This is a genomic window from Actinomadura sp. NPDC000929, assembly GCF_040492065.1.
Lineage (GTDB): Bacteria > Actinomycetota > Actinomycetes > Streptosporangiales > Streptosporangiaceae > Spirillospora > Spirillospora verrucosospora.
This window is the reverse complement of record NZ_JBEUPA010000200.1, coordinates 1-12,590: the sequence shown is the minus strand read 5'-3', so window position 1 is coordinate 12,590 and position 12,590 is coordinate 1. Positions and strand designations below refer to the sequence as shown.

Below are 12,590 nucleotides of genomic sequence, written 5' to 3'. Positions count from 1 at the left end.
TGGTACTGCATGGGAGACCGTGTGGGAGAGTAGGACGCCGCCGGACACATATTGTAGAAAGGCCCCGCCGTTACCGGCGGGGCCTTTCTCATTTCAGCAGATGATGACACTCGGAGCTTTTTGGCGGTGCAGTCATCGACGGGGGGCGCGTGCGCGCGATGCCGCAGTCGCGAGGATACGGCCGCGCGTACGGGCGGCTCGCCGGCTGTCACGCCGTCCGGGCCCGGCGGCGCTGGAGCGAGTTGCCAACGACGTCCTGTCGCACGGGCCTTCCGCTGCACGGGTCGCGTTGTTATGCCGTGCCGTTTGGCTAGCCCTGGGCCGGGCCAGTCCTGTGGTCTGGGGGTAGGACAGCAAACCGCACTGGGATGGGCCTACGTCAGCTTCTAGACCAGCGACACCGACGCGCCGCGGACCTGGCTTTCTGCGTGGTTGCAGCCACCATCGCGGGCGCACCGCCTAGAGCGGCCAATCGTCCGGCGTCCGCGTCGACAGAACTGCGGGATGCGACGCCTAGCTGGTGGGGTCGTCCTGGGTCAGGGCCTTCGCGTAGTTGGAGAGGGAGCGGTTGTAGCGGGGGAGGTGGCGGGACAGGGCGCCCAACGCCAGGCCCGCCGCCTCGCGTTCGCGGCCGACGTCGGTGAGCGCGAGTGCGAGGAACGCGGTGACGGCGTCGTCGAGCTCGTCCGAGCCGGCCTCGCGCTCCGCGGTCAGGAGGGCGACGCTCTCCTCGGCCCGGCCGAGATTGCGGAGCGTGCTGGCGTACTGGATCACGGCCTGCCTGCGCCGCGCTTCGGGGAGGCCGGCGGCGAAGGCCCGCTGGTAGTGGTCGGCGGCCTCCGCCTCGTTGCCGGTCGAGTCGTGCGCGGACGCCAGCTCGTACTCGCCGACGGCGTCGCCGGGCGGAAGCTCGGCGGTCAGGGCCTGGACCTTCCGGAGGAAGTCGGCGGGCTCGTGGTCGTCGAAGGCGCCCCAGAGGCCGGCCATGCGCTGTTCCCAATCGGGCGCTGGATCGATCATGATGGCCAGGATAGGTCACCCGTCCCGTTCCGGCGGCTCCAGGTCGAGCCAGAGCTCCGCCGGATGGCGGATCAACGTGACGGTGTTCCAGACGACCTCGTGCGGTGCGTGATGCAGCCGGGCATCCGGGAAGCGGCGGGTCAGTTCGCGCAGGACGGTGGTCAGCTCCAGGCGGGCCAGCGGCGCGCCCAGGCACACGTGGGGGCCGGCTCCGAAGGCGAGGTGGGGGTTCCGGGCGCGCCCAAGGTCGATGCGCTCGGGGTCTTCGAACACGGCCGGATCGCGGTTGGCGCGGTCGGTCGCCGGAATCACCAGGTCGCCCTCGCGCAGCCGGACCCCTCCGAGTTCCACTTCGCGCACGGCCCGACGCGGCTGCGCGGATTCGAACGCGGTGCCGGGGGTGGTGCGCAGCAGTTCCTCGACCGCGCCGGGGATGCGATCGGGATGGGCCGCGAGAAGGCGGTAGAGGGTCTCGCCACCGTCCTGCCGGGTGGTGAGCAGCCGGAAGAGGAAGCCCGCGATCGCGGCGGCCGTGGTCTCCCATCCCGCGATGACGACGCTCGCCGCCAGGAGCGCCGCCTCCTCCAGGGCCGTCCGCCGGCGGACGGCGTTGGCGGCGATCACGGAGAGGAGGCCGCCCTCCTCGGAGCCGGGTTCCGCGTCCGCCATGAGTCCGCCGAGGCGCTCGGCCATGTAGCCGCTCATCTCCAGCACCGCGCGCTCGTTCTCGGCGGCGTGGTCCTCGCCCGTGGACAGGAACATGTCGCCCCACCTCCTGAACAGCGGCAGGTCGTCGTCCGGCAGATTCATCACGCTGCCGATGACGCCGAGAGTGAGGGGGAGGGCGAGTTGCTCGTTGACCTCGACCGGGCCGCCCGCCCGGGCGAGCGAGTCGAGCAGCCCGGTGGTGAGCCGGTCGACGATCGGCCGGTACCGGTCGATCCGGGCGGGTGCGAAGGCGTTGCCGACCAGGTCCCGGTGCACGCGATGCTCCCGACCGTCCCGTGCCAGCATCGTCGGGGAGGTGGGCGGGTAAGGCGGGATCGCGTCGGCGCCCGCGCGGCGGAACGTGTCCTGCTCGCGCAGAACGCGCACGCACTCCCTGTGCCCCGTGACCAGGAACGCCTCGTGCCCCTCCGGAAGGCAGACCCGCGTGACGGGCGCGAGCCCCTCGTAGAGAGGGGACAGCCCCATCGGATCGTCGGGGCGACGACCGTCGACCGGGACGTCCTGGCACGGGAACGGGTAGCGCGGGTGATCGGTCGACGTCACGTGGCTCCTCGCGGTTGTCGCTGAGATGGTCGCCTGTCCGCCTCGAAACTCCGCGACATGCGCAGGCCCGTCAACCCCGCGGCGAGGTTCCTGTGGCGTCGGCGACACCTGGTGGCGGCGCAACCCCTGTGCAACCTGGGATGCGGCAGAATTGGACCACTCGACCGCGGTCGGGATCTTGGTCGCGCCGGTGCCAACCCACACCCTCGCACCGGCGCGGCCGCCCCGCAGGTCAGACGTTCGCCCTGCGGCCCTCGGCGGCGCCGAGCCCGCCGTCCGGGACGGGTTCGGATGCGCCGCGCTGAGCCAGTCCGAAAAGGCCCAACGCTCCCAGCGAGCAGGCCGCCGCGGCGAGCGGCAGCGAGCCCGACCCCCGAGTGCCGAGCAGCCAGCCGCCGAGGCCCGCGCCGAGCGAGGCGCCCGCGTAGACGGCGCTGCTGCTGAGCGCCAGCACTTGCGGGCCGGTCTTCGCACCGGCCAGCGCCAGAAGGCGCGTCTGGACGGGCGGGGGCACCGCCCAGGCCGCCGCCGACCACACCAGGAGCGGGACGAGGACGAATGCCAGGTGCGCCGGGCGCAGCGACCAGGCCAGCGCCAGTCCCGCCATCGCCGCGGTGAAGGCGGCGACGGCGATGGCGAACGTCCTCACCGGGCCGAAGCGGTCGACCAGGGCGCCGCTGAGACGACCGCCCGCGATGCCCGCGACGCCGGTGAGCACCAGGAGACCGCCGAGGCCGGACGGGGTCACGCCCGCGACGTCGTCCAGGAACGGCGCCAGGTACGTCTGGAGCATCAGGTTGCCGAGCACCGCGGCGACGGCGGCGAGCAGCACGTACAGGATCGCTGGGCGGGCCAGGGGCCGCAGTCGTTCGCCCAGGCCCGCAGCGGGCGGCGGTGCCGTCTCCGGCACGGCGGCGCGCAGGAAGGCCAGGGCGGCGAGGCCGAGGAGCCCGCCCGTCACGAACGTGGCCCGCCAGCCGAGCGCCGCGCCGACCCACGTTCCGAGCGGGACGCCGGCGACGATCGCGCCGGTCAGCCCGGCCATGACGGTGGCCAGGTCGCGGCCCCGGCGTTCCGGTGCGGAGAGAGCGGCGGTGACCGCGAAGACGGCGGGCAGGACGACCGCGGCGGCGAGCGCGGCCAGCACCCGCAGCGCCATCAGCGCCGGATACGACGCGGCGAGCGGGACGGCGAGGTTGGCGGCGCAGAACACCAGCATTCCGCCGGTCAGCAGGCGCCGCCGCGACCAGGACGCCGTGGCCACGGCCGCCACCGGCGCGATCACCGCGCAGATGACGGAGAAGACGGTCACGAGCTGCCCGGCCGAGGCCTCGCCGACCGACAGGCCGTGCGCGATGGACGACAGCACGCCGACGATCACGAAGTCGTCGGTCTGGAGGGCGAAGGCGGTCAGCGCGAGCGCGGCGATCGGGAGCCGGCCGCCGGGGCGTCGGATGAGGGGCATGCAGTTAAGGTAACAGTCGTTACCCTATAGGCTGGACGCCCGACCACGGAAGGGAACCCGCCAGTGCCGAGGCCGCGCGACCCCCACCGGCGCACCGAGATCCTCGACGCGGTGCTCGACCACCTCGCCGAGCACGGGATGTCCGGCCTGTCGATGCGTCCGATCGCCCAGGCGCTCGGGCAGAGCACGCGCGTCCTGACCCACCACTTCGCCGACAAGGACGCGCTCCTCGCCGGCCTGCTGAAGCGCCTGGACGAGGTCCAGCACGAGCAGCTCCACGCGACCGAGGGCTGGGACGACACCGCGCGCGGAATCGGCGCCATCGTCCGTGACTCCTGGGACCGCCACCTGGCCCCGGAGAACATCGCGCGGACCCGGCTCGTGCTCGAGATCGAAGGGCTCGCGGCGGCCGGCCGGCTCGGCGACAGGGTTCCGGCGTTCCTGGCGGAACGCGCCGATTTCGTCGCCGGGGCTCTGGCCGCCCGCGGCCTCGCCCCTGGTCCCGCCCGCGTCAAGGCGACGTTCCTCAACGGTGCCTACTCCGGCCTGCAGACCGACTTCCTCACCACCGGCGACCGGGAGCGCGTGGAGGCGGCGCTCGAGGAGCTGTGCGCGCTCGCCGACTCCTGGACGGAGAGCGCCGCCTCGACGTCCTGACCCGCCGTCGTGCCTGGAACGCCGTGCTACTCCCGCCCTCGGTGCGGGCACCAGCACAAACGTCGCCAGTGTTCGGGACCGCCAACGGGCGATGCCAGACAGACTTGGACCCGACGCGGATTGGACCTGTCCCCCTGCGGGGCCTGGCCGTACCGTCCGCCCATGCGTAACACACGACGTTTCGCCCTGGCGGCCGTGGCCGCGTTTCCCCTCGTGGCCGCGCTGCCGGCGGCGTCCGCCGCGGACTTCGGTGCGACCGCCACCGGGACCGCCTTCTCCCCCAACCCCGTCCAGCAGCTCGGCGACCAGTCCCTCACCGACGCGAAGGACGCCGACTACGCCGCCCTCGCGCCCGCCTACCGGCAGGTGACCCTCACCGACCTCGACGGGTCCGGCTCGCTCACCGGCCGGTACGTGCGCGTCAAGAGCGAGACCGGCAGCGCCGCCCGGATCGACGGCGGCGCGCTGCCCGCCTACCACCGCGACTCCGACCAGTTCGAGCAGGTGATGGGCTATTACTGGGTGACGACCGCGCAGCGCTACCTGCAGCACCTCGGGTTCGGGTCCGGTCTGCGCCCGGTGAACCAGCGGCAGATCGAGATGCGGATCAACCAGTACGGCGGCGACAACTCCTTCTTCCGCCCCGACAAGGCGAACATCACGCTCGGCAAGGGCGGGGTGGACGACGCCGAGGACGCCGAGGTGATCGTCCACGAGTACGGCCACTCCGTGCAGGACGGCCAGGTCACCGGGTTCGGCACGAACCTGGAGTCGGGCGCGATCGGGGAGGCGTTCGGCGACTACCTGGCGGTGGCGGTCACCAGCTGGGCGACCGGCACACCGACCAGAACCCCGGAGCCGTGCGTCGCCGACTGGGACTCGGTCTCCTACACGTCCGGGCCCACGCACTGCCTGCGGAGGCTGGACGGGACGAAGCACTACCCCGAGGACGTTCGCGGTGAGGTCCACGCCGACGGTGAGATCTGGTCGCGCGCCCTCTGGGACATCCGCCGGTCGCTCGGCGACACCAAGGCGAGCACGCTGATCGTCGAGGCGCAGTTCGCGTTCGCGCCGGACACCTCGTTCAAGGCCGCCGCCGAGGCGACCGTCGCGGCGGCCCAGCGCCTCTACGGCGCGGCGGCCGCGCGGTCCGCGCGGGAGGCGTTCGCCGCGCGGGGCATCCTGTGACCCCGTGAGTCCGGGGGCGTGGTGCGGCCGTCAGGGGCGTCGTAGCATTCGCTCATGATCACGGCCGCACTCGCCTTCGCCGTCGCAGCGGTGATCGTCAACGTGGTGCCGGGGCTCGACACGTTCCTGGTGCTGCGGACCTCCGCCGCGCATGGACGCGGCTGCGGGCTGGCCGCGGCGCTCGGCATCATGACCGGCTGCGCGGTGTGGGGGCTCGCGACCGCGGCCGGATTGACCGCTTTGCTGACCGCCTCGCATGTCGCCTACACCGCGGTGCGGGTCTGCGGCGCCGCCTACCTGGTCTGGCTCGGAGCGAGGGCGCTCTGGGGTGTCAGGCGGAGGGGCGAGGACGAGGCTCCGGAGCCCGTCGTGGCCGCAGGACGGCGTGCGGCCTTCCGCGCAGGGATCGGGACCAACCTGCTGAACCCCAAGGCGGGCGTCTTCTACATGAGCCTCGTCCCGCAGTTCATGCCGGACGGGGCGCCGGTGTTCGGCATGACGGTCCTGTTCACCGCGATCGACGTGGCCGAGCTGGCGGTCTGGTTCTGGCTCGTGTCGGGCGCGGCCGCGGCGCTGGGGGAGCGGCTGCGGCGCCCGTCGCTGCGGCGGCGGTTGGAGCGGCTCAGCGGGGCGGCCTTCCTCGGCTTCGCCGCCGACCTGCTGGTCGACCGGCCCTGACCCGGTGATCCGCGTCACCCGGCGGACCGCCGGGGTTGCGACGAAATCGGTGGGCGGCCGCCCTGGACGCCGTAGGCTGCTCGGGTGACTGAGAAGGTGTGGCACATCGAGCCGTCGGGGCCGCTTCGCGGGGACGTCACCGTGCGCGGGGCGAAGAACGCGGTCAGCAAGCACATGGTCGCCGCGATGCTCGGGGACGGGCCGAGCACGATCGGCAACGCGCCGGACGTCGGCGAGGTCGGCATCACCGCGGGGATGCTGGAGCACGTCGGGATGACCGTGGAGAGGTCCGGCGGCGACGTGACCGTCGTGCCGGGGCCGGTGTCGGACCCGAGCGTCGGCAAGGCGTTCACCGGGCTGAACCGTATCCCGATCCTGATGCTGGGCCCGCTGCTGCACCTGGCCGGAGAGGCGTTCGTGCCGCTGGTCGGGGGCGACCCCATCGGGCGGCGGCCGGTCGACTTCCACGTGGAGGCGCTGCGGGCGTTCGGGGCCGAGGTGTCGCACGCCTCCGACGGGATCCACGCGCACGCCACGCGCCTCGTCGGGACGCGCATCGAACTGCCGTACCCGAGCGTCGGCGCCACCGAGACGGTGCTGCTGGCGGCGGTGCGGGCCGAGGGCAAGACCGTCATCCGCAACGCGGCGACCGAGCCGGAGATCACCGAGCTGGCGCTGTTCCTGCAGCGGATGGGCGCGCGGATCTCCTTCGCCCCCGACCGGCGCATCGTCGTGGAGGGCGTCGAGCGGCTGAGCGGCGCGCAGACGCGGCTGGGCGGCGACCGGATCGAGGCGTTCTCCTACCTGGTCGCGGGCCTGGTGACGGGGGGCGAGGTGCGGGTGCACGGGTGCCAGCAGGACCGGCTCGTCACCGCCATCACGACGCTGACCAGGATGGGCGCCGAGTTCGAGATCACCGACGAATGGATCATGGCGTCGGCTCCCGGCGGCCTGCGTCCCGCGGCGGTGCAGACCGACACCCACCCCGGGTTCGCGACGGACTGGCAGACGCCGCTGATGGTGCTGTTCACCCAGGCCGACGGCATGTCGGTGCTGCACGAGACCGTGTACGAGAACCGGCTCGCCTACGTCCCGGCGCTGCAGAGCATGGGCGCGGAGATCGAGGTCTACGACACGTGCCTGGGCGGCCCCGCCTGCCGGTACCACGACACGGCGGCGCTGCACTCGGCGGTGGTGCGCGGGGTGACCAAGCTCCGCGGCGGCGACGTGACCATGCCCGACATCCGGGCCGGGTTCTCAGCGGTCCTGGCGGCGGCGGTCGCGGAGGGGCCGTCCACGCTCCGCGGCGTGCACCACATCGAGCGCGGCTACCACCGTCCGGTCGAGCAGTTCAAGACGCTGGGCCTGTCGCTGCGGGCGGGCTAGGACGGAAGGCCGGTGGACGGGGTCGTCTGGGGCCAGGTGAAGGTGAGCGACCCGCCGACGGGCAGGTCGCGCCAGAGCGGCGACAGCTCGTCCAGCCGAGCCAGCACGCGGTCGACCGCGGGCCTGTCCTCGAGCGGGATCGGCCGGCGCTCGGCCCACGCGGGGGTCCGGGCGCCGGCGCGGCGGCGCCAGGCGAGGTCGCACAGGCCCGCCAGGTGCTCCGACCTTCCCATGTCGCCGGGGTCGGACCGGTTGAGGAAGGCCTCCCGCTTCTTCAGCCGCCGCTGCTCCCTGGCCCGCCGCCGCGCGTCACCGGACGCCTCGACCGTCTCGTTGAAGCCCTCGCCGCCGCCCGCCGCGGCGCGTCCGAACACGCCGGACGTGAGGTCCAGCTCCGCCTCGACCAGGTAGTGGACGAGGTCGTGCGGGATCTGGTCGTCGTAGCCGGGGGCGGGATCCATCCGGCGCGGGTGCCGGCCGGGGAGCCTGACGACGGTGGCGTACCGGCGTTCACCCGTCCGCTCGAAACTCACGTCCATCCGGCCAGGCTAGGCCGGGGCCTTCCCGCGCCGCATTTCCTTTTCCTACGGTGGTGATCAGACGCTGGAGGGGGCGCCGTGGAGTTCGACCGGACCGATCCGTACCCGTTCTACGCCCGGGCTCGCGAGACCGAGGGGCTGACCTTCGTGCCCGAGCTGGACGCCTGGCTCGTCGCCCGGCACGCCGACGCGCGCGCGGTACTGCGCGACCCAGAGACGTTCTCCTCGGCGAACGCGCTGCGGCCGGACGTGGTGCCGGGGCCCGAGGCGGTCGCCGTGCTGCGGTCGCTGCCGCAGGGCCGCCCCGTCGTGCTCACGGCGGACGGCGACGACCACCGGCGGGTGCGCGAGCCGCTGACGCGCGGCCTGTCGCCGAAGCGCGTCGCCGCGGCGCTCCCGTTCATCACCCGCCGGGCCCGGGAACTGGTCGCCTCCTTCGCCGGCGACCGCCGCGTCGAACTGATGGGACGGTACGCGCGCGTCCTGCCGGGCGAGGTGATCGGGCACATGCTCGGCATCGACCCGGACGAGGTGCCGGCTCTCATCGAGGGCAGCTACCGGGCGGAGGACCTGATCTTCCGGCCGATGAGCACGGACGAGCAGGTCGCCGCCGCCGAACGGGTCGCGGACATGAAGCGGGTGCTGGACGCGCACGTGAAGGGCCGGGAGCCGGGCGACGACCTGTGCGGCGAGATGGTGCGCGCGATCGAGCCGCACGGCACGCTCGTCTCCAACCTGCAGAACATCCTGCTGGCCGGGCACCTGACGACGACGGCGCTCATCGGGACGGCGGTGCTGCACCTGCTGCGGAACCGGGAGCAGTGGGAGCTGCTGTGCGCCCGGCCCGAGCTGATCCCCGCGGCCGTCGAGGAGGCCGCGCGCTACGACACCGCCATCCAGGGGTTCCGCCGGGTCACGACCCGGCCGGTGCGGGTGGCGGGCACCGACCTGCCCGCGGGCGCCGAGGTCTTCGTCGCGTTCGCGGCCGCCGGACGCGACGCCGGGGCCCACGACCGCCCCGACGAGTTCGACATCGCCCGCGAGCCGGCGCGGCACCTGGCGTTCGGGCACGGAGTCCATGCCTGCCCGGGCTCGCAGCTGGCCCGCGAGCAGGTCCGCGTCACGCTGGAGGAGCTGACCGCCCGGCTGCCGGGCCTGCGTGTGGAGGAGCCGGTGGAGATGCTGCCGAGCCTGATCCACCGCTCGCCCAAGGAGCTGTTCCTTACCTGGTGATGGCCGAAACCTACAAGACGGGCGAGCCTGCGGCGGCCAGGCTTGAGGCATGGATCTGACCAAGGCGTCCGACTTCATGGCCATGCACGCGCGTCCCCTGGACCGCCGCCGCTTCGACCTGCTGACCGGGGAGGGCGACCGGGACGCGCTGCTCGCCGCGCTCAACACCTACCGGAACCCCGACGGCGGATACGGCCACGGCCTCGAGCCGGACCTGCGGTCGCGGACGAGCCAGCCGGGCCCCGCGCTGCACGCGTTCGAGGTCTTCGAGGAGCTCGCGCCGGTGACGGCGCCGGAGGCGGCCGCGCTCTGCGACTGGCTGGAATCCGTGACGCTGCCCGACGGCGGCCTGCCGTTCGCTCTGCACATCCCCGATCCCGCGGGGTGTGCGCCGTTCTGGGTGGAGGCGGACCCCGGGACCTCCTCCTTGCAGATCACCTCCGTGGTCGCGGCCATGGCGCAGCGCGTCGCCGTCCACGACTCGGCGGTGGCAGAGCACCCCTGGCTCGACCGCGCCACCCGCTACTGCCTCGACACCGTCCGCGCCAAGGACACGTTGCACGCCCTGGAGGCGGAGTTCGCCATGTGGCTGGCCGACGCCGTCGAGGACACCGAGGCCGTCGCCCTGCTCGGCGAGCACATCCCGGACGACGGCCTCGTCCACGTGGAGGGCGGCCTTGAGGACGAGACGCTGCGCCCGCTCGACTTCGCGCCCTTCCCGGGACGCCCCGCCCGGTCCCTGTTCAAGCCGGACGTCGTGGCCGCCGAGCTTCGACGGCTCGACGGCATGCAGGAGGACGACGGCGGATGGCGCGTCGACTTCGCGTCCTACTCGCCCGCCGCCGAACTGGAGTGGCGCGGGTACGCCACCGTCAGGGCGGTCTCCGTCCTGACCCGCAACGCCGAGCGCTAGCCGCCGTCCGGGTGCGGGACGGGTGCGCGTGGGATCCTGGAGGCGCAGGCCAATCCGACGGCACCGGAGGCTTCCGATGGACAACGGCCCGGGTCACACGGCGCTCACCCCGCTCGCGTTCCTCGAACGGTCGGCGCAGGTGTTCCCCGGCAAGACCGCCTACGCCCACGGGGGCCGGCGCGCCACCTACGCGGAGTTCGCCGCCGAGACGACCCGGCTGGCGAACGCGCTGCGCGCCTCGGGGGTCGGGCCCGGGGACCGGGTCGCCTACCTGGCGCCCAACATCCCCGAGCTCCTCGTCGCGCACTTCGCCGCGCCGCTCGCCGGGGCCGTGCTCGTCGCGATCAACACGCGGCTCGCGCCGGACGAGATCCGCTACATCCTCGACCATTCCGGGGCGAAGGCGCTGGTCGTGGACGCGGGGCTGCATCCGTCGGTGGCGCCGCTCGCGGGCGGCCTGCCCCTGACGGTCACCATCCCCGCGGCCGGCGCCGACCCCGACCCGGCGGTCGGCGGCATCGGCTACGAGGAGCTGACGGCGCGCGGCTCGGACGATCCGCTGCCCTGGGCCGTCCGGGACGAGAACGCCGCCATCTCGATCAACTACACGTCCGGTACCACGGGACGGCCCAAGGGCGTCGTCTACACGCACCGCGGCGCCTACCTCAACGCGCTCGGCGAGGTCGTGCACTCGCGGCACACGCCCGAGAGCGTCTACCTGTGGACGCTGCCGATGTTCCACTGCAACGGCTGGTGCACGCCGTGGGCGCTCGCCGCGATCGGCGGGACGCAGGTGTGCCTGCGCGCCGTCGTCGCCGCGGAGATCTGGCGGCTCATCGACACCGAGGGCGTCACCCATCTCAACGGCGCCCCGACCGTCCTCGTGACGATCGCGAACGCGGCGCAGGCGCACCCGCTGGAGCGGCCGCTGACCGTCACGACGGCGGGCGCGCCGCCCAGCCCGACGATCATCGGGCAGATGGAGGGGCTCGGGGCCGACATCGTGCACGTGTACGGGTTGACCGAGACCTACGGGCCCTACTCGGTGTGCGAGCCGCAGCCCGGCTGGGCGGAGCTGGCCGCCGGGGACCGGGCCCGGCTGCTGGCCAGGCAGGGCGTCGGCATGATCCAGACCGACGGGCTGCGCGTCGTCGACGACGACATGAACGACGTCCCGGCCGACGGGACGACGCTCGGCGAGATCGTCATGCGCGGCAACAACGTCATGAAGGGCTACCACCGGGACGAGCGGGCCACCGCGCACGCGTTCCGCGGCGGCTGGTTCCACTCCGGCGACCTCGGCGTCCGGCACCCCGACGGCTACGTCGAACTGCGCGACCGGTCCAAGGACATCATCGTCTCCGGCGGGGAGAACATCTCCACGGTCGAGGTCGAGCGGGCGATCGACTCGCATCCGGCCGTGCTGGAGGTCGCCGTCGTCGCGGTCCCGGACGACAGGTGGGGAGAGCGCCCCAAGGCGTTCGTGGTCCTGCGCGACGGGCGCACCGCCACCGAGGCCGAACTCGTCGAGCACGTCCGGGGGAGCCTCGCCCGCTACAAGGCGCCGGACACGGTGGAGTTCGTCGCCGAGCTGCCCAAGACGTCCACCGGGAAGATCCAGAAGTTCCAGCTCCGCGAGCGGGAGTGGGCGGGGCGCGACCGCCGCGTCCAGGGCTGAGAACCCCGCCGCCGCAAGGGCTGCCGCCATGTGAGGCGCGGCGGTTCGCGGGAAGTGTCCTGTGCGCCGGGCATCCGGGCCGCCGGGTGCGAGCGAGAGGGGAGCATGATGCCGCCCACCGACGGTTCGACCGGGAACGTGCTGATCGTGGGGGCGGGCCCCACGGGGCTTCTGCTGGCGGGAGACCTGGCCGCGGCCGGGATCGGCTGCACGGTGCTGGAGTGCCGCGCCGAGGAGACGACCGGTCTGACGCGGGCGTTCGCCGTGCACGCCCGCACCCTGGAGATGCTGGACGTGCGCGGCGTCGCCGACGAGTTGGTCGCGACGGGGACGCGCGCCGGGCGGCTGCGGCTGCTCGGCTCCACCGACCTCGACATGTCCCGGCTGCCGGGCCGCTTCCCCTACGTCCTCGTCACGCCGCAGTACGAGACCGAGCGCGTCCTGAAGGAGCGGGCCGTGGCCGCCGGCGCGGAGATCGTGCACGGCGCCGAGGCCGTCGGGCTCCGCCAGGACGCGGCGGGCGTGGACGTCGACGCGCGGACCGCCGACGGCGCGACGCGG

Annotated in this window: 12 protein-coding genes; 8 read left to right on the top strand and 4 right to left on the bottom strand. The window is 73.4% G+C overall.

The features are described 5' to 3' along the window. Positions 1 to 513: 513 nt before the first annotated feature. From ABWI04_RS38760 to ABWI04_RS38750, 3 genes are all read right to left on the bottom strand, one after another. Positions 514 to 1,020 (bottom strand): tetratricopeptide repeat protein, encoded by a 507-nt coding sequence (locus tag ABWI04_RS38760; protein ID WP_353835502.1) that lies wholly within the window; start codon positions 1,018 to 1,020, stop codon positions 514 to 516. Between the two features lie 15 nt (positions 1,021 to 1,035). After that, positions 1,036 to 2,292 carry a cytochrome P450 gene (locus ABWI04_RS38755; RefSeq protein WP_353835500.1) on the bottom strand — a complete coding sequence of 419 codons (1,257 nt, stop codon included), beginning with the start codon at positions 2,290 to 2,292 and terminating at the stop codon, positions 1,036 to 1,038. A gap of 232 nt (positions 2,293 to 2,524) precedes the next feature. Next, positions 2,525 to 3,757, bottom strand: a complete 1,233-nt coding sequence (locus ABWI04_RS38750; RefSeq protein ID WP_353835499.1) for an MFS transporter — start codon at positions 3,755 to 3,757, stop codon at positions 2,525 to 2,527. Between the two features lie 63 nt (positions 3,758 to 3,820). Here ABWI04_RS38750 and ABWI04_RS38745 point away from each other — a divergent pair, with 63 nt between their 5' ends. From ABWI04_RS38745 to murA, 4 genes are all read left to right on the top strand, one after another. Further along, positions 3,821 to 4,414 (top strand): TetR/AcrR family transcriptional regulator, encoded by a 594-nt coding sequence (locus ABWI04_RS38745; RefSeq protein ID WP_353835498.1) that lies wholly within the window; start codon positions 3,821 to 3,823, stop codon positions 4,412 to 4,414. Between the two features lie 162 nt (positions 4,415 to 4,576). Further along, positions 4,577 to 5,602, top strand: a complete 1,026-nt coding sequence (locus ABWI04_RS38740) for a M4 family metallopeptidase (RefSeq protein ID WP_353835497.1) — start codon at positions 4,577 to 4,579, stop codon at positions 5,600 to 5,602. 54 nt (positions 5,603 to 5,656) lie between these two features. Continuing rightward, the gene (locus tag ABWI04_RS38735; protein WP_353835496.1) at positions 5,657 to 6,280 is read left to right on the top strand and encodes a LysE family translocator; all 624 of its coding nucleotides are present in this window, start codon (positions 5,657 to 5,659) and stop codon (positions 6,278 to 6,280) included. 84 nt (positions 6,281 to 6,364) lie between these two features. Next, positions 6,365 to 7,666: a UDP-N-acetylglucosamine 1-carboxyvinyltransferase gene (gene murA / locus ABWI04_RS38730; protein ID WP_345179191.1), complete on the top strand. Its 1,302-nt coding sequence runs from the start codon at positions 6,365 to 6,367 to the stop codon at positions 7,664 to 7,666. On the opposite strand, the gene ABWI04_RS38725 is transcribed toward murA, so the two are convergent. Continuing rightward, the gene (locus ABWI04_RS38725; RefSeq protein ID WP_353835495.1) at positions 7,663 to 8,205 is read right to left on the bottom strand and encodes a hypothetical protein; all 543 of its coding nucleotides are present in this window, start codon (positions 8,203 to 8,205) and stop codon (positions 7,663 to 7,665) included. The genes murA and ABWI04_RS38725 overlap by 4 nt on opposite strands. A gap of 78 nt (positions 8,206 to 8,283) precedes the next feature. On the opposite strand from ABWI04_RS38725, the gene ABWI04_RS38720 reads away from it, so the two are divergent. From ABWI04_RS38720 to ABWI04_RS38705, 4 genes are all read left to right on the top strand, one after another. Beyond that, positions 8,284 to 9,438, top strand: a complete 1,155-nt coding sequence (locus ABWI04_RS38720; RefSeq protein ID WP_353835494.1) for a cytochrome P450 — start codon at positions 8,284 to 8,286, stop codon at positions 9,436 to 9,438. A 49-nt stretch (positions 9,439 to 9,487) separates the two neighbouring features. Beyond that, positions 9,488 to 10,351, top strand: coding sequence for a hypothetical protein (locus ABWI04_RS38715; RefSeq protein ID WP_353835493.1), 864 nt, complete (start codon positions 9,488 to 9,490; stop codon positions 10,349 to 10,351). A gap of 76 nt (positions 10,352 to 10,427) precedes the next feature. Continuing rightward, entirely contained in the window at positions 10,428 to 12,029 is a 1,602-nt protein-coding gene (locus tag ABWI04_RS38710) for a long-chain-fatty-acid--CoA ligase (protein ID WP_353835492.1), read from the top strand. 105 nt (positions 12,030 to 12,134) lie between these two features. Beyond that, positions 12,135 to 12,590 (top strand): FAD-dependent monooxygenase (locus tag ABWI04_RS38705; protein WP_353835491.1); only part of this gene is annotated, 456 nt, incomplete at its 3' end.

Excerpts from the sequence above, each read along its gene's own strand:
- ABWI04_RS38725 (WP_353835495.1), bottom strand. The coding sequence starts at position 8,205 with ATGGACGTGAGTTTCGAGCGGACGGGTGAACGCCGGTACGCCACCGTC.
- ABWI04_RS38735 (WP_353835496.1), top strand. The coding sequence starts at position 5,657 with ATGATCACGGCCGCACTCGCCTTCGCCGTCGCAGCGGTGATCGTCAAC.
- ABWI04_RS38740 (WP_353835497.1), top strand. The coding sequence starts at position 4,577 with ATGCGTAACACACGACGTTTCGCCCTGGCGGCCGTGGCCGCGTTTCCC.
- ABWI04_RS38750 (WP_353835499.1), bottom strand. The coding sequence starts at position 3,757 with ATGCCCCTCATCCGACGCCCCGGCGGCCGGCTCCCGATCGCCGCGCTC.
- ABWI04_RS38715 (WP_353835493.1), top strand. The coding sequence starts at position 9,488 with ATGGATCTGACCAAGGCGTCCGACTTCATGGCCATGCACGCGCGTCCC.
- ABWI04_RS38710 (WP_353835492.1), top strand. The coding sequence starts at position 10,428 with ATGGACAACGGCCCGGGTCACACGGCGCTCACCCCGCTCGCGTTCCTC.
- ABWI04_RS38760 (WP_353835502.1), bottom strand. The coding sequence starts at position 1,020 with ATGATCGATCCAGCGCCCGATTGGGAACAGCGCATGGCCGGCCTCTGG.